This is a genomic window from Pantoea allii (assembly GCF_046529425.1).
Taxonomy (GTDB): Bacteria; Pseudomonadota; Gammaproteobacteria; order Enterobacterales; family Enterobacteriaceae; genus Pantoea; species Pantoea allii.
In genome coordinates this window covers 162,926-183,040 of sequence record NZ_CP125959.1, presented here as the reverse complement: position 1 = coordinate 183,040, position 20,115 = coordinate 162,926, and the positions used below count along the sequence as shown (strand labels likewise).

22 protein-coding genes and 1 riboswitch are annotated in these 20,115 nt (G+C 43.7%); of the genes, 19 read left to right on the top strand and 3 right to left on the bottom strand.

Annotated features, from left to right (window positions below):
- Positions 1 to 332: 332 nt before the first annotated feature.
- Positions 333 to 1,220 carry a LysR substrate-binding domain-containing protein gene (locus QNH99_RS22220; protein WP_063877068.1) on the bottom strand — a complete coding sequence of 296 codons (888 nt, stop codon included), beginning with the start codon at positions 1,218 to 1,220 and terminating at the stop codon, positions 333 to 335.
- 99 nt (positions 1,221 to 1,319) lie between these two features.
- Between QNH99_RS22220 and QNH99_RS22215 the strand changes: the two genes are divergently transcribed.
- The 6 genes from QNH99_RS22215 to QNH99_RS22190 all read left to right on the top strand — a co-directional run bounded on the left by QNH99_RS22215 (position 1,320) and on the right by QNH99_RS22190 (position 5,444).
- Positions 1,320 to 1,634, top strand: coding sequence for a carboxymuconolactone decarboxylase family protein (locus tag QNH99_RS22215; RefSeq protein WP_241568074.1), 315 nt, complete (start codon positions 1,320 to 1,322; stop codon positions 1,632 to 1,634).
- Positions 1,635 to 1,643: 9 nt separating this feature from the next.
- Positions 1,644 to 2,051, top strand: coding sequence for a tautomerase family protein (locus QNH99_RS22210; protein WP_241568075.1), 408 nt, complete (start codon positions 1,644 to 1,646; stop codon positions 2,049 to 2,051).
- 10 nt (positions 2,052 to 2,061) lie between these two features.
- A complete protein-coding gene (locus QNH99_RS22205; RefSeq protein ID WP_241568076.1) occupies positions 2,062 to 2,598 on the top strand; it encodes a DUF4865 family protein in 537 nt (178 codons plus the stop codon).
- Between the two features lie 220 nt (positions 2,599 to 2,818).
- Complete coding sequence (locus QNH99_RS22200) at positions 2,819 to 3,382, top strand: peroxiredoxin (protein ID WP_410517717.1); 564 nt, start codon at positions 2,819 to 2,821, stop codon at positions 3,380 to 3,382.
- Between the two features lie 23 nt (positions 3,383 to 3,405).
- A complete protein-coding gene (locus QNH99_RS22195; RefSeq protein ID WP_109717764.1) occupies positions 3,406 to 4,641 on the top strand; it encodes a protein-disulfide reductase DsbD family protein in 1,236 nt (411 codons plus the stop codon).
- Positions 4,642 to 4,751: 110 nt separating this feature from the next.
- Complete coding sequence (locus tag QNH99_RS22190) at positions 4,752 to 5,444, top strand: aspartate/glutamate racemase (protein ID WP_109717765.1); 693 nt, start codon at positions 4,752 to 4,754, stop codon at positions 5,442 to 5,444.
- A 34-nt stretch (positions 5,445 to 5,478) separates the two neighbouring features.
- Here QNH99_RS22190 and QNH99_RS22185 read toward each other — a convergent pair whose 3' ends face one another.
- A complete protein-coding gene (locus QNH99_RS22185; RefSeq protein ID WP_063877101.1) occupies positions 5,479 to 5,835 on the bottom strand; it encodes a cupin domain-containing protein in 357 nt (118 codons plus the stop codon).
- A gap of 538 nt (positions 5,836 to 6,373) precedes the next feature.
- Between QNH99_RS22185 and QNH99_RS22180 the strand changes: the two genes are divergently transcribed.
- Positions 6,374 to 6,661 (top strand): hypothetical protein, encoded by a 288-nt coding sequence (locus QNH99_RS22180; RefSeq protein ID WP_410517716.1) that lies wholly within the window; start codon positions 6,374 to 6,376, stop codon positions 6,659 to 6,661.
- Positions 6,662 to 6,991: 330 nt separating this feature from the next.
- Positions 6,992 to 7,222: a hypothetical protein gene (locus QNH99_RS22175; RefSeq protein WP_096011561.1), complete on the top strand. Its 231-nt coding sequence runs from the start codon at positions 6,992 to 6,994 to the stop codon at positions 7,220 to 7,222.
- A gap of 142 nt (positions 7,223 to 7,364) precedes the next feature.
- Here the strand turns inward: QNH99_RS22175 and QNH99_RS22170 are convergent, their stop codons facing one another.
- Positions 7,365 to 8,024, bottom strand: a complete 660-nt coding sequence (locus QNH99_RS22170; protein ID WP_218995555.1) for a DUF1345 domain-containing protein — start codon at positions 8,022 to 8,024, stop codon at positions 7,365 to 7,367.
- Between the two features lie 1,097 nt (positions 8,025 to 9,121).
- On the opposite strand from QNH99_RS22170, the gene aepX reads away from it, so the two are divergent.
- From aepX to QNH99_RS22115, 11 genes are all read left to right on the top strand, one after another.
- Complete coding sequence (aepX, locus tag QNH99_RS22165; protein ID WP_241568078.1) at positions 9,122 to 9,976, top strand: phosphoenolpyruvate mutase; 855 nt, start codon at positions 9,122 to 9,124, stop codon at positions 9,974 to 9,976.
- A gap of 11 nt (positions 9,977 to 9,987) precedes the next feature.
- A complete protein-coding gene (locus QNH99_RS22160; protein WP_410517715.1) occupies positions 9,988 to 11,316 on the top strand; it encodes an LLM class flavin-dependent oxidoreductase in 1,329 nt (442 codons plus the stop codon).
- 21 nt (positions 11,317 to 11,337) lie between these two features.
- Positions 11,338 to 12,459, top strand: a complete 1,122-nt coding sequence (locus QNH99_RS22155; protein WP_241568080.1) for a hypothetical protein — start codon at positions 11,338 to 11,340, stop codon at positions 12,457 to 12,459.
- A gap of 6 nt (positions 12,460 to 12,465) precedes the next feature.
- On the top strand, positions 12,466 to 13,704 hold the full coding sequence (locus QNH99_RS22150) for a 3-isopropylmalate dehydratase large subunit (RefSeq protein WP_410516479.1): 1,239 nt from the start codon (positions 12,466 to 12,468) through the stop codon (positions 13,702 to 13,704).
- Positions 13,697 to 14,230 carry a hypothetical protein gene (locus tag QNH99_RS22145; RefSeq protein WP_410517714.1) on the top strand — a complete coding sequence of 178 codons (534 nt, stop codon included), beginning with the start codon at positions 13,697 to 13,699 and terminating at the stop codon, positions 14,228 to 14,230. The genes QNH99_RS22150 and QNH99_RS22145 overlap by 8 nt, the downstream gene beginning before the upstream one ends.
- A complete protein-coding gene (locus QNH99_RS22140) occupies positions 14,220 to 14,987 on the top strand; it encodes a class I SAM-dependent methyltransferase (RefSeq protein WP_241568083.1) in 768 nt (255 codons plus the stop codon). Before QNH99_RS22145 ends, QNH99_RS22140 begins: the two co-directional genes overlap by 11 nt.
- Position 14,988: 1 nt before the next feature.
- Positions 14,989 to 15,453 (top strand): GNAT family N-acetyltransferase, encoded by a 465-nt coding sequence (locus QNH99_RS22135; RefSeq protein ID WP_410517713.1) that lies wholly within the window; start codon positions 14,989 to 14,991, stop codon positions 15,451 to 15,453.
- Positions 15,450 to 16,553, top strand: a complete 1,104-nt coding sequence (locus QNH99_RS22130) for an ATP-grasp domain-containing protein (RefSeq protein ID WP_241568085.1) — start codon at positions 15,450 to 15,452, stop codon at positions 16,551 to 16,553. Before QNH99_RS22135 ends, QNH99_RS22130 begins: the two co-directional genes overlap by 4 nt.
- An 8-nt stretch (positions 16,554 to 16,561) precedes the next feature.
- The gene (locus QNH99_RS22125; RefSeq protein WP_241568086.1) at positions 16,562 to 17,800 is read left to right on the top strand and encodes an MFS transporter; all 1,239 of its coding nucleotides are present in this window, start codon (positions 16,562 to 16,564) and stop codon (positions 17,798 to 17,800) included.
- Positions 17,781 to 18,782, top strand: coding sequence for a hypothetical protein (locus tag QNH99_RS22120; protein ID WP_410517712.1), 1,002 nt, complete (start codon positions 17,781 to 17,783; stop codon positions 18,780 to 18,782). The genes QNH99_RS22125 and QNH99_RS22120 overlap by 20 nt, the downstream gene beginning before the upstream one ends.
- A gap of 164 nt (positions 18,783 to 18,946) precedes the next feature.
- On the top strand, positions 18,947 to 19,426 hold the full coding sequence (locus QNH99_RS22115; protein ID WP_410516474.1) for a flavin reductase: 480 nt from the start codon (positions 18,947 to 18,949) through the stop codon (positions 19,424 to 19,426).
- 589 nt (positions 19,427 to 20,015) lie between these two features.
- Positions 20,016 to 20,114: riboswitch (guanidine-I (ykkC/yxkD leader) on the top strand.
- Position 20,115: the final 1 nt, after the last annotated feature.

The following is a 20,115-nucleotide window of genomic DNA, read 5'->3' as shown; positions in this document are numbered from 1 at the left end:
CTGTAAGTGGAATCATCAAGGTGCCCGAATCAGGCGCGGAGCGGCGGGTAAGTTGAGGCGTAATGGCGATGTAGAGAACGATGGCGCTTAGCTGAGACGGCGAACCCTGTTAAGCCAGCGTGCGCTAACGCCACCCGCTTAAACGTTCATCGATTAAATGAATGTGGTGTCATTCAGACCCTGGCTATGTATTTTCCGCCTGGCTCATCGTGCTATCAGCGGCTGGTGGGACAGAGATATGCTGTCGCGCTGAAATATAGTCTCTTGTTTTTATACTCATCAGGACAGCAGAAATAGTTATAACGGAGAGTAAAAAATAACGCCTTAATCTGTCAGCGCGCCTGAGCACCGGGAAAGTGTACTTTTATCATCTGACAGAGTGAAGCTGCTGCTGCAGATACGTTTTTTTCTGCGTAATGCAGCGTGACGCCAATGCTTCCTGCATCAGGCAATTTTTGCCCGGTAATAATCCCTAACGATGACGGCATGCCTGTTTCAGTGCGTAACGTAATGCCCAGCCCCGCTGCGGCTGCGGCCCATATACCGCTCAGGCTTCTGCTGGTAAACGCAATACGCCACGGGATATTCATGCTGTCCAGTGCGGCTGTCGCTGCGCTACGCATCATACAGGGTGCATCAAAAACCAGTAACGGCAACGGTCGGTTCTGCAAGAAAAATGTGCCGATATCCAGATCCTTTGCGCCTATCCAGCATAGCGGTAACGTGCCAAGCGACTGGCTATAAGCACTGCTCTCTTTACCCTGCCAACTCAGTGCGATATCGAGTTCATTTTGGCGAATAGCTTCTAACAGAGGTTTATTACGGGTGACCGTTGCTGATATCTGCACATCGGGATGCGCACGTGAAAATTGTCCAAGAATGGTGGGAAGGAGTGACTCTCCAAAGTCTTCCTGCAAACCCAGACGTAGCTCGCCACGGATACCAACGGCCTTAACGGCTGCATAAGCTTCATCGTTCAAACTCATGAGCCTGCGCGCGTAAGCAAGCATAATTTCACCCTGGGCTGTAAGAACCAGATGTCGCCCCGACTTTTGCACCAGCGCTGCACCTGCCTGTTGTTCGAGCTTTTTAAGTTGGGCGCTCACGGCCGATGTTGAACGACCTAAGCGTTCAGCGGCAGAAGCAAAGCTACCCAGCTCAATGCCGGTCACAAAAGTGCGTAAGGTTTCCGCATCGAACGTAACGGGTCTTTTAGCCATTATCTGTCCTGTTTTTTGGGATTAAGTGTCCCATTATTTCTGATTTTATAAATTATCAAGGCGTTTTATCTTTTTACCACATCCACCAGAGGAAGATAAATGAACGCTATAAACGTGACCCGAGAAAACATGGCTGAACTTGCCCCAAAGCTGGCATTGCTCAGTGAAGAGGTGTTGTTTGGCGATATCTGGCAGCGGGAAGCGCTTTCCCCGCGGGACAGAAGCTTAGTGACGGTCAGTGCACTTATTGCGCTGTCTCGAAATGAGCAACTGGACTGGCATCTTCAGTTCGCGCGTAAGAATGGGGTTTCTGATGAGGAAATAACGGAAGTGATAACGCATCTTGCCTTTTATTGCGGATGGCCAAATGCCGTTTCTGCGTTGACCGTCTTCAAAAATGCACAGCCTGAGTAAGGAGCCTGTATGCCTGTCACTCGTATCGCTATCTCAACACCGCGTTTCCAGCAGTGGCGAGAGGCTGTTTCTGATGCTTTACAGCAATCACTTGAAGCGTCGTTTGCCGTTCCACGCGGTGACTGCTTTCAGTTTTTTGATTGTTATGACGATCGTAGCCGCATTTTTGATCGGCACTATCTGTGTGACGGGGAAGCGGGCCGTAGCGATGACTTCCTTATGTTTACTGTTACCGCCGGTAAAGCGCGCAGCACTCAACAAAAGCAGGCTTTTTATCGCGATCTGATCGGGCGTCTTCAACAAGCGATTGGCATAAACCCCCGCGATGTCATGGTCATTATTCATTTCACACAATCTGAAGACTGGTCTTTCAGTCATGGGAAAATGTTTAGCCTGACGGCTATTCCACACGCTTAAGGAGAAAAGTATGCTTGCTATGCAATATCGGTTTGTTCTTCCTGCTGATTACGACATGACAATCATTAAACGCCGGATTAATGACCATGGGCATAAGATGGATGGCTTTCCGGGTCTCCTGTTTAAAGCCTGGCTTTATGCCTGCAAATCCAACAGCCCGACATACAGTGAAGAAAACAGCTATGCGCCATTTTATCTGTGGCAGAACGCAGAAAGCCTGCACCGTTTTCTGTCCGGGGCCGGTTTTAAAAAACTTACCGAAGATTTCGGCTGGCCACAGGTGCACACCTTTCCGGTCTTATCGGCTGACTTAGGGCCAGATATCGCGCATGCTGGCTTTGCATCCCTGGCGGTGAGTCGCGTTCCTGCTTACAGCGAACTTTCCGGGCTTACTCAGTGCCCAGATCAATCCGGAGCTGTAGCACGCGTCTCTGCTCTGGATACCTTTCACTGGCGGCGCATAGCATTTTGCCTGTGGACAAAAGCGCCTGCGCAAAATGTACTGCACACCCAACACTACGAGGTTGGTCGTCTCTCTTTTCCCTAAATGTGCCTTATTTACCGTCTGACACAAAATTATCGGTTAACCGGATATCTAAATGACCGGTTGTGTGGCTATCTTACAGTACATGCCAGACTATTTCGTATCACCACGCTGGCAACGCAGTCGCGTTATCACATGACGTTAATTTTTCCATTTTTAGCTAACGAACCTAGTATTAAAGTACAAGGGCACTTTTGCCTGCTTGTCGACGGAGAAAAAAATAATGCGTATCAAGAATCACCTGAAAATATTGACGACCGCAACGCTCCTGGCACTGAGCCTGCCGATGACCTCCGCATTTGCTGCATTACCGGTCGGTGCAAATGCGCCAGATTTCAAACTGGAAGCCGCACTGGCAGGTAAAGAAACAACCTTCTCCTTGCAGCAGGCGCTGCAAAAAGGCCCGGTCGTGCTTTATTTTTTCCCAGCGGCGTTTAGTGCCGGTTGTACGTTAGAAGCACACGCATTTGCTGAAGCCACAGATGAATTTAAAAAACAGGGTGCGACAGTTATCGGCGTGACCGCAGGTAACACCGACCAGATTGAGAAGTTCTCAAAGCTTGAATGCCGCGATAAATTCACCGTTGCCGCCGATCCGGGTGCCAAAGTGGCCGCGGAATATAAAAGTACCATGGAGATGAAAGGTAAAACGCTTTCCGATCGTACCTCCTATGTTATTGCGCCAGATGGCAAAATTTTACTGAGTTATACGGATAAAAACCCGGAATCCCATATCCAGAAAACGCTGGATGCCGTGAAAAAATACCGCGAGGCTAACCCGGCTTAATCTCAGATCTGGACAGATAAATCATGCTGACTGCTATCGCCGCCGCTTTTCTGGGTGGCATCATACTTAATCTTATGCCATGCGTGTTTCCGGTTATTTCGCTCAAAGCGTTGAGCCTGATACGGCATCACGCCCGGCCAGCCCATGCTCGCGCAGAAGGGCTCGCGTTTTTGGTTGGCGTTGTTGTCACCATGGTTTTACTGGTCAGTCTGTTATTGCTGGCGCGATTGGGTGGGGCATCCGTGGGCTGGGGCTTTCAACTGCAATCACCTCTGGTGATTGCAGTGTTAGTCCTGGTGATGCTGGCCTCGGCGCTCAATCTGTTCGGCCTGTTTGAAGTGGGATTATCACTTCAGCGGGTCGGCGAAGTCGGGGGCAGCCAGGGTGGGCTGATTGGTTCCGCGTTGACAGGGGCATTGGCCATCATTGTTGCCACTCCCTGCAGTGCGCCCTTCATGGCCAGTGCGGTAGGTTATGCGCTGACGCAGCCGCCCTTTATCAGTTTTATTATTTTCCTTTCGCTGGCGCTGGGCTTTGCCGCGCCTTTCACCTTGATTTCCTTTTTCCCCATCGTCGCCAGGATACTGCCATCGCCGGGCGCCTGGATGATCACCTTAAAACATGCCCTGGCATTTCCGATGTTAGGTGCGGCTGGCTGGTTAATCTGGGTGCTGGAGCGCCAGGCAGGCTCAACCGCGCTGGCGGCGATACTGACCTGCTGCCTGCTACTGAGTTTTGCCGCCTGGCTGTATGGACTGGCACAAAAGCGGCAGATGATGGGAAGGCGGCATTGGGCTTTACACATCGCTACGGCTGTCGTGATCGTTTTGCTGGTTCCCCCTTTAGTCACGCTTAAGGGCTCAACGGCGGCAGCGGATTCGTCAGATGTTGTTGCGGCGGCGGCGGTTGCGTGGTCACCTCAGAACGTTGATGCCATTAAAGGGCAGGGTAAACCGGTCCTGGTGAACTTTACCGCCTCCTGGTGCATTACCTGCCAGGTAAACGAACGCACCTCGCTGTCTACCCAGGCGGTAAAAACAGCCATGGCACGCACGAACACCATCTATATGATTGCAGACTCGACAAAGTACAATCCTGACGTTGAACAGGCGCTCAGTGACTTTGGTCGTGGTGGGTTGCCGCTTTATGTGGTTTATCCGGCTGATGGCGGAAAACCGGTGGTGTTGCCTCAGGTATTAACCCCCGGAACGGTAATTACTGCCTTGCAGCAGGCAAGTGAAAAAGGCAATAAATCTTAGTGGCAAAAGCAGAACGTGAATGCCTGATAAACGGCCATAGCCCGTTGGGCTAAGGCCGCTGTTATCAGCAGTTTCATGGCTTTTGTAGCAAAACTCTTCACAGGATAATGATGAAAACGATTGGGCTTATTGGCGGCATGAGCTGGGAATCGACAATCCCTTATTATCGTTTAATTAATGAGGGGATCAGGGCCCGGTTAGGTGGCCTGCATTCTGCAAAACTGCTTCTGCACAGCGTCGATTTCCATGAGATTGAAGCCTGCCAACGCAGTGGTCACTGGGATCGGGCAGGTGAGTTACTGACCGAGGCAGCACAAGGTCTGGCAATGGCCGGAGCTGATGCCATCGTGTTGTGCACCAATACCATGCATAAGGTTGCCGACGCGATTGAGTCCCGCTGTGATTTGCCGTTTTTACATATTGCCGACGCGACGGGCCGTGAGATAGTGAGCAAAGGAATGAACCGTGTTGCCTTGCTTGGCACACGATATACGATGGAACAGGATTTCTATCTGGGTCGCCTGACTAAGTCGTTCTCAATAAACACTGTCGTACCCGAAGCGGAGCAACGTGAGGTCATTAACCGCATCATTTTTGATGAACTGTGTATGGGGATATTTACGGACGCTTCCCGGCACTATTATCTTGACGTGATACAGCAACTGGCTACGCAAGGCGCACAAGGCATTATTTTTGGCTGCACGGAAATAGGCTTGCTGATTCCAGAACAGCAAAGTGCGTTACCGGTGTTCGATACCACCAAAATCCATGCCAGCGATGCGGTGAATTTCATGCTGTCCTGATTCACCCTTACAGAGTGAATCAGTGCACAGGCGTTTAAAGCGTGTCGAAGATAACGTAGAGCTTGCGCATGGTTGTGTCCATCACCCAGGTGCCTTCGGTATTGGCTTCGAAGAACAAGGTGTCACCGGGTTTAAAATGCTGCGGCGCTTCGCCATCTGCTGTAAACGACCCTGTTCCTGACAGGAAATGCATCATCTCTGCTTGCTTAACGCCACGACGATAACTTCCAGGCGTACATTCAAAAATGCCCATATCAATGCTTTCATGGCCCGGAATTACCTTTTGCAGTCCTGCCAGTGCGATTTCGGGTGAGCCAGGCAGACCTTCCACGGTTCCCCATGGCTCAAGCGTCTTGAGTGAAGCAGGTTGTTCAAGTTTTTGTACTTTCATTTTAGGCTTCCCGAGCCAGCCGCCACGAATGCGGCCTGATAGTGATTGATGCTTCAGGATAAACAAAAGCAGAAAAACAAAGCGCGTCTTTAACGTTTCCTCATGAAAGTTATGCGCAAATAAGATCGCCGTAAAAGCATGAAATTTCTGACAGCCTTGGGCACAGGGTTTACACGCACGCGGATGTTGGCATTACGGTTTGAAGCCACGTTTAAGACTGGAGCCAGGCGGGATCAACAGCCTTTTATTCTCCGTTGCTCTAATTGGGTTTGGTACGTTATTCGCGGTGCGTTACTGAGCGTCTTCGCAGCCAGGTTAAACGACATTAATCTGACTTATTTTATGATTTTATTGAATAATTTTAATTTAAACATGAGGTGAACAGGTCACGATCTGGCAAGGAATAATCTGATTTATCAGGTCCGTCTTACAATGGAAATATAAAGGATCTATTTTGCCACTGCTGAGGTTAGATACAGCACAGAGCAGAACAGCAGAGCGTTCTGTCATCCCAGGAGCAATCTCTTAAGGGTAAGCTATGAAAAATTCTCCCGTCAAAATGGCACTGAAAACAACGGTATTCTCGATCGCGACGTTTGTTACTTTTCAGAATGCAGCATTAGCGGCTCCCGACGCGCACCACTTATTTTCAATAAATGATCAACAGCCAGTTTCTTCTTTGTTCCAGAAAAACATGACGGATAATACGGGTAAAATTGAGCTTGCAGCACATCAAAAGCTGTCAAGCGGTCTGCGTATTAATACTGCCTGTGATGATACCGGTGAACCCTGCCCGCACGATGACACTCAGGATGACATGTCCTGAATTCGACCTGCCGCACTTCCTGATCTGAACACTGATGGTTCGATTGGATCTCAACCGCCGAAGGGCGGTTTTTTTATATTGTCCTGCGCAGTTCAAACGGTGTCTGCATCGCATCGCTACTGCCCATTTTTAACGCGGTTTGCCATCACATCTTTCCTTACCGGTTAACCGTTTCGCTTTAAAAATGAACGATCTGCGCCACGATAAATAAAATTCTTAACGGCGGTTAAACGGTTTGAAGATTTACTCACCCCGGCCAGCAGAAGTGTTCTGGTTAGCTATGCTCAGAAGACAGTAACGCGTTTTCGCTATTTATCAGGGAGTCATTCAATGAAAAAACTTTCACTTATTCTTGTTACCGCAGGTCTGCTTATGGCGATGAGTTCACAGGCAGAGGCAAAAGGCTGTCTGAAGGGCGCGGCCGTGGGCGGTGTGGCGGGTCACGTTAAACATCACGGCGTTGCCGGTGCAGCAGCAGGCTGCGCAGTTGGCCACCATATGGCCAAAAAGAAACAGAAAGAGGCTGACAGTAAACAGCAGGGGCAACAGCAGGGCGGTTAATCCTCCTGTTTATTCCTGCCCCTCTCTGAGAGGCGGCAGGAACGGGCTACACAGGTTTGGTTGCCCGCGCCTCTCTGTCCTGTCACACCCTGTTCAGCTCCTCCACGCATTGCTGCCCTCTTTCCTCCTTCTCCGCAGTACCTCAGCTCAGTAAGCTGGCTGCCACATTGACGGATAGCCCCAGAATAGCCAGATTAAAAATAAACGAGATAACCGACTGCAACAGCGCGAGTTTACGCATTTCCATCGTGCCCGTTGCCACATCAGCCGTCTGGGATGCCACCGCGATGGTAAATGAGAAGTACAGAAAATCCCAATAGGCGGGATTGGCAGGCTTTTCCGGGAAGATCAGCGGGATAACGCCATGGCTACGATGCAGGTAGTGCTGATGAGCATAGTGCATAGCAAATGAACTGGGCAGCAAGGCCCATGACGCAATAAGCGTCAATGCAGTCAGTAACATATGCAGGGCGCGCGGCGTACCCGTGAGACTTTTTAACGTTGGTAGCTCGCTCATGATCGCGACGATGCTGATCATACAGGCAACAATCACCATCCCCAGAACCAACGTGGCGCTTTGATCCTGCATCTGGGCGATGTGCTTGATTTGGTCTGCCTCCGTGCGCAGCATACGAAACCAGATAAACCACAGATAAAGCCATGCCAGCACGTTCCAGCCGATCAACAAACGCTGTAATTCCCCTAACTGCTCAGGCAAGAAGAAATAACAGATTACGCCTGCGGCGATGGAGATCAGCAGGCGCAGGCGTGCAAAGAGATGTGATGTCAGGGAAGAGGACATGGTAATCCTGTTTTGACTGAATATTGAATCAGTTAACTGTAGTTGATGACGAGGAGCATGGCACTTGAAGTATGCATTATGAAACATAATTCCCGCCATATTCTCACTTATTCTTAATCGCTATCAATGCACTGTCACTATCAGCTTCGCTTACTGACACCACGTGGGCCGTAAAGAAAAAACGTCAGAAAGGGAATTCCTGCTAAGCGAAAAAAAACACGGGAAATGTGTCACGCCGCCGAATGGAAAGATCGTAATCACTCGGTTGCTTTCAACGGTTATGCCACAAACGAATCATGTCACCAACGTTATCTGTCCCAAGATGCGGGTCTTACCACCCAAGAGGAAGTAGGGGATTCAGTAACAGTCAAAGCGAGGCGTGTGAGATTAATTTTTCCAATGTCTTAAGCAACATTCCAAAAAACATTATCGTGGATATATGCGGAAAGATAACTGATTTTAGATATAAGAAAAATCTTATTTATTTTAAAGGGTGCGAGTCTGGAAGAGCGCTTAAATATAAATAAATTAAAACAAATTTTATTAATAAAAGAAACAAATTGTTTCGTAAAAAAAGTTATATCAGAAAATACATAGGTTTAAAAAACTTGAATAAATTTCAACTGTTACATATTTTATGTGGTGACTATCATAAATGTAAAAGATCATTTTTTTCTAATGTTTAATGGCGATATATCTCTTCTAATTTTAATCTTAATAAAAAAGAAATAATTTAATTAATTGATAATTATGTGATTTTCATGAAATTGACAAAAATTTACACTTATATTAACAAATAGAAATATAAATTTAGTTGATAAGATTGTTGGCCGGTAGCTATAAGATACTTTACAGGCATAAGCGTGACGGCAGTGATAAACAACAGTTAGTGTTCAGATTTGCTAATGTAGATAAGCGTTTTCAGTGCCGAAATGCGCCAAATCAGACTGCCAGACTTTAAATGACGCATTGAATAAACTAACGACTTTTTCATATATTCTTATTGTTCATTTTTTCACCTCGGAAAGTAAAGCGTTTAGGCAGGCACTCTCTATGAGCGCCTTAATTTCTCATCTTTACGCATCAAAGGTGTTTATATGATCAAAAAACTTATTGCAGAAAAGGGTACTCTGATTTTTATTGAGGCCCATAATCCTCTCTCCGCATTAATTGCGTCTAAAGCAGAACAAACTAATTCAGAAGGGCGTATTGTCAAATTCGACGGTATATGGTCAAGCTCGTTAACGGACTCAGCATCTCGCGGTATTCCCGATAACGAAACACTGGCATTAAGCAGCAGGCTAGAAAATATTGCTGATATCCGAAATGTCACAGACATGCCCATCATCATGGACGCTGATACAGGGGGGCAACCAGAACATTTTAGTTATTACGTAAAAAGAATGATTAACAACGGTGTAAATGGCGTCATCATCGAAGATAAAACAGGATTAAAGAAAAATTCGTTGTTCGGCACTGAAGTAGAACAGACTCTCGCAGATATTAATGATTTTTCAGAGAAGATTAAAAGAGGAAAATCTGCAGTTTATATTGATGATTTTATGATCATAGCCAGACTTGAAAGTCTTATTGCAGGGTTCGACGTAGATCATGCACTCGAACGTGCCGACGCATACGTTGAAGCAGGTGCAGACGGAATTATGATTCACAGTTGTAAGAAGACACCGGATGAAGTTTTCTTATTCAGTACGAAATTTCGCAAAAAATATCCATCAGTGCCATTAATTTGTGTTCCTACTACCTATTCTGCAACCAGCAACAGAGAACTCAGTGAAGCAGGTTTTAATGTGATCATTTATGCAAACCATATGCTCAGGGCTGCTTATAAAGCAATGGAAAATGTTTCAAAAGAAATATTGAGATATGGCAGGACGGCAGAGGTAGAAAACTCTTGCATGAGTGTAAAGGAAATTATTTCACTGATTCCTTAAAGAGAATGACCATGAAAAGAAAAGAGATGAGAATAGGTGCCTATATATCGTATGGGACAGGACACCATCCTGCTTCATGGCGCGAAAGTGGCGTAAATGCAGCGGCAGCGCTTGATATTGATGCGTATGCCAATCTTGCAAGAGTATGTGAGAAAGGATTAGCTGATTTACTTTTTCTTGCAGATACGCCTTCTGTCTTTCAGGACAATATGGACGGTTATGGCAGCAGAGTATCTGTACTGGAGCCATTATCATTATTATCTTATTTAGCATCTCAAACACAAAATATTGGGCTGGTTGCGACGGCTTCAACGACGTACAAACACCCTTACAACATTGCGAGGGAATTTGCTTCGCTGGATTACATTAGCAAAGGACGGGCAGGGTGGAATCTGGTGACATCCTCAAAGTCGGATGCGGCTAAAAACTTTGGTCTTGCCGCTCATCCAGAACATTCAAAGCGTTATGATATGGCTTGGGAAGCATGGCAGGTTATCAGTGGTTTGTGGGACAGTTGGGAAGACAATGCTTTAGTCAGGAATAAAACCAGTGGACAATTCTTCGTTAAGGATAAATACCGAGAAATAAATTTTGTGGGCGAATATTTTAATGTAAAAGGCCCATTAAACATAGCTCGCCCTCCTCAGGGCTATCCCGTCATCGTCCAGGCGGGTTCCTCTGAGGAAGGAAAAGAGTTAGCTGCAAAAACAGCAGATATTGTTTTTACTGCACAAAACAATATTGAAGATGCAAAAAAATTCTATGATGATCTTAAAGGGCGAATGGAAAAATACGGAAGATCAAAAAGTGAACTTCTTATTCTTCCTGGGTTAAGCTTTTATATTGCAAGTGATGAATCTAAAGCCCGTAAAAAGCTTAATGATCTCAACGCGCTGATCCCTCAACCATTTGGCTTAAGTATGTTGTCAGATTTACTGGGTGGGGTTGATTTAAAAAATAATGATCCTGAAGGACCATTACCAGATTTACCAAAATCTAATGGTAATCAGAGTAGACAAAAAATAATAATCGATTTAGCTCGAAAAGAAAATTTATCTATCAGGCAACTTTATGAAAAAATAATCATTTCAAGAGGACATTATACATTTACAGGTTCCTATCAAGATTTAGCAGATGAAATGATTAAGTGGGTTGAAAATGAAGCATGTGATGGTTTCAACATTATGCCTCCTCTCATGCCTGAATCTCTTATTGACCTGTTCGATCATGTTATTCCACTTATTCAGGAGAAAGGGTGGTATAAAAAATCATATTCTACTGGAACATTAAGAGAAAAACTGGGACTTAAAAGACCTACTAATAAATTGTTTAATCAATAATGTGATGCGAGGAAATATAAAATGCTAAATAAAAATCTGATTCTTGAAGATACCACTTTACGTGATGGTGAGCAGGCGCCAGGTGTTGCATTTACACCAGAACAAAAAGTAGAAATTTTCCATCTACTTGCAAATATGGGCGTTAAATGGATCGAAGCCGGAATACCTGCGATGAAAGGTGATGAAGTAAAGGCTCTGTCGGAAATGTTAGAGAGAAAAAATGAAATTAACATCATCGCGTGGAACCGAGGTGTGCTTGAAGACATTGAGTACAGTATCTCACTTGGGTTCAAAGCGGTGCATATCGGGCTACCGACTTCAGCTATCCATTTAGAGAAAAGCGTCAAGAAAGATAAGTCCTGGCTTGTAAAGACGGCTTCAGATTTAGTTAAGTTTGCCAAAGACAAAGGGATGTTTGTTTCTATCAGCGCAGAAGATATAGGCCGAACAGATATTGGATTCTTACAGGAGTATGCACAGGTAGTTGCTGAGGCTGGCGCCGATCGTCTTCGCCTCTCTGACACGATTGGTATTCTTTCTCCCGCACAATACAAAGAAAAAGTCTCTTTGTTAAACAAGAACGTTAACATCGATTTGCAGTGCCATTGCCACAATGATTTTGGTTTTGCAGTTGCTAACACGTTGGCAGGCATTGAAGCAGGAGCACGCTACTTTCATGTCTGCGTCAATGGCATTGGTGAAAGGGCTGGAATGCCAGACCTGGCACAAGTCGCTATGGCATTGCATTTTTTCCACGGGGTTGATTTAGGGCTCGATTTAACAAAATTAATCGCGTTGAGTGAAACGGTCGCCAGGTACAGCCATCAAAAAATCAGTCCATGGCAGCCGATCGTAGGCGATAACGTTTTTGCACATGAATCGGGCATTCACGCAAATGGTATGCTCAAAGACAGCAGTACTTTTGAACCTTTCGACCCAGCTACGGTGGGAGGAGAACGACGCCTGGTCGTGGGTAAACATTCCGGTCGCGCCATTATCAAACATTTTCTCGAAGAGTCAGGCGTGAAAGCTGCCGATGATAAGGCTCTTGATCGCTGTTTAGAACGCGTCAGAAGTCATGCCGTGCGCCACCCCGGTGGGATCCCTCCACATGTATTAGTCGATCTGTATACCGCGGGGTAAACAGATATGAAAAGTAATCAGCCGATTGTTAACCAGATCATTGCGTCACACAGTGGCAGAGGTCAGGTTTCAGCAGGTGAACTGATCACGGTGGATGTTGACTACGTCTATGTTCAGGATGGAAATTCACCAACCGTGGCAAAACTGTTTCAGGATTATCATCTGTCTGAGGTACTGGAACCCGATAAAATCGGGTTCTTCTTCGACCATTCAGTTCTGGTACCTGATAAAACCATGGCTAAACGTGTCAACGAGGCCATGGAGTTTGCAAAAAAACTTGGAATAAACATCTATTCACGAGGTGAGGGAATTAGTCACGTCATTGCCCTGGAGAGTGAAATATTTAAGCCCGGCAATATTGTGCTGGGCGCAGATTCCCATACTTGTACAGGGGGGGCCGTACAGTCTTTAGCACTGGGAATGGGGGCTTCGGATATTCTGGTTGCTATGCTAACAGGACAAACGTGGTTGAAAGTCCCTCAAACAGTCCATTTGTGCATCAAGGGTAAAACGGGAAAAGATGTGCGGGCAAAAGATGTCATGTTGGCACTTTTAAATAAATACGGACAAACACCATTTCTTTATAAATCTATCGAAGTTTCAGGGGAATGGGCAGAAGAGCTAACGCTTGACGAAGCTGCAAGTTTTGCAAGTATGGCTGTTGAGTTAGGAGCCAAATGCATATTTATGCCAGATGGGGAAGGCAGACCAGAGGGGTTATTGAAGGCGGATGCCTCAGTGGCAGACAGTGTCATTAATTTTTCTGTATCAGAATTAATGCCCCATATCGCACCACCTCACAGTCCTTTGTATGCCAAACCTGCAAATGACTTTGAGGGTCTGAAATTCGATTATATTTTTATTGGAAGTTGTACTAACAGCAGACTTGAAGATATCAGAGAGGTGGCCGAAATTGTTGCTGGTAAAACAATACATCCCGATATTCACTGCCTTCTGACGCCGGGATCGAAAAGTGTTTATCTAAAAGCTCTTCAGGCGGGATATATCGATACGCTTATCCGCTCTGGCATTATTGTCACGCCACCGGGTTGTGGAGCTTGTGTGGGTACCCAAGGAACCATTCCTGCGGATGGGGAGAAAGTATTAAGTACGATGAACCGCAACTTTAAGGGAAGAATGGGGAATGCTGATGCAGACATCTTTTTATGTTCTCCACGAACTGCAGCGATGGTTGCATTAAACGGCACTGTTCCACATTTTGAGGGAGAGTCCGCATATGAGTAAAACTGCTGAAAATTATCGCGTCAGACGCGTGGAAGGGAACATCTCGACCGACGATATTATACCTGCGCGCTATAAACATATGTATACCGAGCCGGCCCAGCTGGCACCGCATCTTTTTGAGAACCGTTTCCCTGGATTCAGGGAAACGCTCAGTATCAATGATGTGCTTGTATGCGATCAAATATTCGGTATAGGGAGCTCGCGGGAGCAGGCAGTAACAACTCTGTTGGCTTGTGGTGTTAAATATGTTTTTTCCCCTTCTTTCGGGAGGATTTTTTTTAGGAACTCTTGGAATCTGGGTTTACATGCGATTGAGGTCGATACGAGTGAACTTGCAGATTTAAGTGAAATTAAAATAGATCTGACTGGAGGGATAATTTATACAGAAAATAATCAAATAAATTTTTTCCCTCCCAGCGGACAGATGACGGCCATTGTCAGTGCAGGCGGCATAATACCCTACACCATAAATAAAATTATGGAAAAGAAAGGTGATATTTTAAGAGGTTATAGCAATGAAAAATGAAAAGTTTGATGGTTTGGCTGATAACTATGATAAATATCGTCCCCGTTATCCTGCAATCCTTTTCAAGGAAATCCATGACTGGATGCAGCCGTCTGCCAAAAATATTTACGATATTGGCGCAGGCACAGGTATTGCTATTGAAGGTATGACACGTGTCACTGGAAAACACTATGATTTCACGGCGATAGATATTTCTGAAGATATGATAAATAAAGGAAGGGAAAAACTGCCTGGTGTGACCTGGGTTAAAGGAAAAGCGGAAGATATTCTATCTGATAAAAGCCGTATTGACGTCATTATGGCGGCACAGTCCTTCCAATGGATGGATAGAGCAAAAACATTAGAAGTTTCGATAAAATCTTTAAATAAAGGCGGAGTTTTTGCAATTTTGCAAAACAATCGAGATTACAGAAATAATGAACTGCTTAACAAATATGAAGGTTTGCTAGAGAAATTTAGTCCGGGCTACAGCAGACATTATCGCGACTATGATTATGAAAATGAAATCACCAATGTTTTTAAATTGCCTATTGCGAACTTTAAGAAAGTCGTCACAGGGTGGACTATGGAAATGATTTCAGAAGATTTTTTTGGATTCATTTCTTCCTCAACCCAGGTACAAAGAGCGATTGAGAACGATCGTAATGGATTCTGGAAGGAGATTGAAATCTTGATTGACGAACATTCAGTTGGCGGAAAAATTAGCATAGATTATATAAGTGAGTTATTTATGGCTAAGAAGCGTGATGATTCATAGCATGACGATTCAGGGCATCAGTATTGAACAAGCTTCGCATGAAGATGCGAAGCTGTTAAGAAAGGTTTTAGAGAAAGTTTACGAACCTTACACGCTGAATTTCTCACCTACCGCTTTGCAATTTACTGAAAATATCATTGCTCAGGAATCCTCGAAGTGGCTAATCGCGAAATACAAGTCAGACATTGTGGGGGCAGTGAGATATGAACTTTATGATATTTATCTGGACTTTCATTTTCTCTGCGTCACACCGGCATTTAGGAAAATGGGAGTAGGGAATGAATTATTTCATAAACTGAAGAAAATAGCGTATGAAAACAGAAAGGATTTTATGAAGATCGTTTTGCGAGATTCGCTAAACTATAACCGACGCTATTTTGAAAGCAAAGGATTTTACTTTTATCATAAATACCAGACAAATATGCATAGTGTATTTATTTTAAAATTAAACGGTGAAAAGTCATGAAGAAAAAAGCATTGGTTCTCGGGTTAAAAAGTAATATGGAAAGAGTCATCAAAGGGCTCAATGAGATAGAGTTTATTATTATTGACAGGAGAACACTGGATAACGAAAGTATAGATTATATCATTAATCTTTCAGATGATTTTATGCATAAAAAATCATTCGGTTATGTTATAGCCAGTTCTGAGGATTTTGTCGCTTTGGCTGGGTTATTGCGTAATCGTTATTCACTTTATGGTGAGAAATATTATAAAAGTACAATTGCAACCAATAAATTCCTGATGCGTAATTTTTGCTCAGATTTTTTACCCTGTCCAAAGTTCTGGCTATCAGGCGAGATCATCAATTCAGAGAATCTTTTACTGTCATCCCAGAAAGATTACATCGTAAAACCTCTTACAGGTAGTTCTGCAAAACATGTCGAAACAGTCACAAAAGAAGATTTACATCATTATCTGAATGAAAATAAAAAATTGATGTTAATTGAAGAAAAAGTTTCAATGAGAGATGAGTATCATCTTGATTGTATAATCAAAGACGGTAATATTCTCTTTTCAACACTGTCAATTTATGACAGGCCTATACTTGAGGCAAAAAGTAAAAACAGAGCCAGTATCAACTTACCCGATGGCACACCTCTTCATGAAGATGCCTTAATGCTTGTCACGGATTTGCAAAGTCATTTTGAAATGACTAATGGCGTTTTTCATATTGAAATGTATCACACTCAGGACGGATTTATACTCGGTGAATTTGGTATCCGTCCACCTGGAGCGGGTGTGACCGATCTGTATTTTATGTATAGAGGCGTCGATTTCTGGGAGGCATTTATTTATTCTCAGATTGATAAAGAATTTACTTTACCCCTTAATCATAAATCCGATAAATATTGTGCGGCTATTGGGATCTGTTCTTCTTTCCCGGTCGATGATATCAGAAGCACGTCAAAAGTATCCGTGGATAAACATGTAAATTTGCGTGAGGATGCGGCTAAATCCGCAGTTCCCAGTTCAACGTCTTTTAATCATATGATTTATGTTTCTTCATCATCCTTAGAAGAAATAAGGAAGTTTTTGCAGGATATTTCTGACAGACAAGAGTAATAGTCGATATGTTAAAATATGAAACCAAAAAAAACGCTTTCTTCCAGATATACAATTTTCTTTCATGCGCGGCTGAAGGGATTCAGACAGTTGTATTTTTGTGGCTTATATATCATGAAACTCATAGTCCGATGCTTGTCAGTCTGACTATAGTTTCTTCATATTTCCCATCAGCCGTATTAGGATTCTTTTTCCTCAAAAAAGCGGATGCGAGCAGTCCTGGAAAACAGTTATTTATCAGTAATGTTTCGCTTAGTGCCATATCGCTAATTGTCTATTTTATTTTAATGAGAGATGAGGGCTTTGAACTAATCACGCTCAGTATCTTTTATTTGGCACAGGCCGTATTATCTGTTGTAAAAATGTTTAATAAGACATCCCAAAATCGCATAATCAGAACAGCATTCAGTAAAAATGATGCAATAAAAGCACTTCAGCTTGCCTCCTCTGGCATGCAGGCCGCTCAGGTTTTTGGCGCGGCCATAGGAGGATGGGCTATCAGTACGGGTTACTACATGCAAGCGCTTATGCTGACCTGCTGCATCTACCTTTTGAATATTTATATTTCAACTCTTTTTGAGAAAGGGCATCCTGATAATAAAGACGCTGAGGTTATTGTGCAGATTCACTCTGCCACTAAGAAAAATGAATCCTTTACATATCTTTTTCGCAGTAAGGACTTTTTACTACCCTTGATTTTTACTGTTCCATCAAGTGGAGCTTTACAATTTTTAAATACATCCCTTCCTTCATTATCTTCTCTATATGGTAATAGCGAGCAAGTCTATCCAGTGCTGAATATGACTCTACAATGTGCTGTTATTATCTCGGGGATAGCAGCAACCCTCAATATGCTTTCTCTAAAGTCTTCATTACGGTTTTCTCTGTGTATTTCTGGCATCTGTCTGATTTTGATGTGCTTATCAACAAGAAATTATTATGCCGTATACTTGTTTTTATTCCTCACTTCTTTTTTTGTTTCATGGCATATGATTTCTATTAAGGTACTCACGAATCAAATGCCTGATATAGAGCATATTGGTAAATTCACAATGATGAGAAACTCGGTCGCTTCTGGTGTGAAAATCGTCTTTTCGCTTTCATCTGGTGCTTTTTTGACCTTTTACAGCATAACGACAACTTATCTCATACTTGCGATACTGCTTATTTTTTTCAACGTATTATGGGTTTATCAGAGTCGCAGTTTTAACTATGAGGATTTAGGTGATGTTAAATTTCAAAAGTAATTTTTCTGGATTTATTACTGATTTTTATCTTGATCAGTTTTCTCATTTAAATACGCGGGAAAGAGAACATGTGCTTGAAACGCTTGGCCTCACACCCAGCGCAATCAATGATTTTATAACATCAGAAGACATTTATATTACCTTACCTCATGCAAGCATGAATGTTTTTTTTCCAAGAGCGGGGGTCTCACGTTATGTCTACGACCTACAAAACAATAACAAAAATGCGTTCCATTTAAGGTTTTTCTTGACTCATACCAACTTTAGCGATCTCAACTGGCGCCCTTATGCATGGTGGTTTAATAACAGCGGGGAAATCGATAAACTTACTTTTTTCACACGAAATAAAAAAAAGAAACATAATATCGTTTACTCGCTAAAACCAAATGAAATAAACTCTGCCTCTGTAGATCGACGTTTGCGTGATGACTTTGATACAAGTATGAAGTTTAAACATATTTCTCTTAGCTTCATCTATATGACAGCCGTTCAAGAGGTCAATAGCGGTTTTGCACATAAAGGCCGTACCCTTTATCTCCCACTTGACGCATTTATAGCGTTTATTATTCATCAGGCAAAAAATGATTTTATATCTTTCAATTTTTTAGAAAGATTTTTAAGCCAGGCACAATGCAGAAGACTGAATGGCGAAGAATTGAGTTTTACCAGTGAATGGCGCGATGCCTTTATCTTTGATAATTTTACAAACATTGCCCTGTTAAATCTTTTTCAGCCTGCAGCATTTGTGGGAGGCGCAAAAATGGATAACTACTGGCATCAGGTGATTGAAAAATGGAAAATGGCATTACCAAATCAATCTGAAGTTGAGTTTACGTTACCCACTAATCTGGTCATGCCTGCCGTTCAAGAGTATATTGAACCTTATAAACCATCAAGCGATATAGCAGAACAGCTTATTAAAAATAACATCCCATACAGTCTTACTATGGCTATTCAGGAACATGATCTTTTTTCAAAGTGAGAATAATAAAATATAAACTGTAAATAATCTATCATCTTGAAAAAGCGACATGGTTAGCGGATTTAAGGTTGTATATAAGAACCAGTTTTAAATTTTTTAAAGTTACATGTCATTGCCCATTTAACATCATGCGATAACACCTCATCACTCATTGGAGCTCTATTATGCTGGATAAAAATGCTTTTCGCCACGCAATGTCGCACCTTCCTACTGCTGTCACTATTGTAACATCAAACGGCTCCTGCGGTGCTGCAGCATGTACAGTTTCATCCGTGTGTTCTGTCACCGACGACCCACCAACTTTACTTGTATGTATAAATCGTGCCTCAAATAACAACACTGTTATAAGAAATAATGGCTCTTTGTGTGTCAGCATTCTTTCAGGAGAGCAAAGCAACATTGCAATGCAATGTGCTAATCATCAGACTTCAGTTGAGGAGCGCTTAGCGTTATTCGACGCAGACGTTCTGGTCACGGGCTCTCCTGCTGTAGTTGATTCCGTTTGCTGTTTAGATTGTCGTGTAGATAACATTGTGGAATCAGGAACCCACTCAGTCTTCTTTTGTCAGGTTCTTTCTTCTAAAGCCTTTGCGGGGAAAGATGCGCTGGTTTATTATTGCCGTAATTATCATCGTGTCCCCTAGCGCACTATGCCTAAAACCCTGTAGTGCTATTTTTATCTCATAGCGAAATGTTCTGAGAAAACACAGGGATTATTGTATTCATTAAATACAATCACCAGGGTTTATGTTTCACTAAGCCTTTGGCATGCAGAGTGCAGTTATCGGCTTGCATGGCCAGGATTCACTTGTAGAGGCCGCGTGGAAAAATACGAGGTAGTGCTCAATTTTATTCACACAATCAACTGCGTCCCGTAGTTTAGCGACCGGCCTTTCATGAAACCCAGCCGTAAATTCTCGTATGTGTATACGCTCTTACTGTGTCTAAAACCCAGGGCCGAGTCATCTGTCCTGACGATACTCGTCAATGAGATTAATGGATAACGGCTCTGTTAACGGCAAAGAGATCAATATCTCGCCTGGCAGCGCCCACATCCTTTATCAAAACAAGCCACTCTCAGCACTGATTATGTGCAACGCACATTCAACGCTCATCATTCTGGTGCTCATGATGTCCTTAAATTATGCATTCTACTGATTTATCACCCTTTAATTCCTGGCACGCCAATTGCTAAAGTTTTAAAAGAAAGCAGCGCATCACACAATTTGTTATCGAATAGCCAGCTAGGGTTCCGGTTCACACAGGTGAATGTCTGGTCCGAGAGCAGGCGACCTCTGCGAGGTTACACGGCGGGACAAAAGCCCGGGAGACA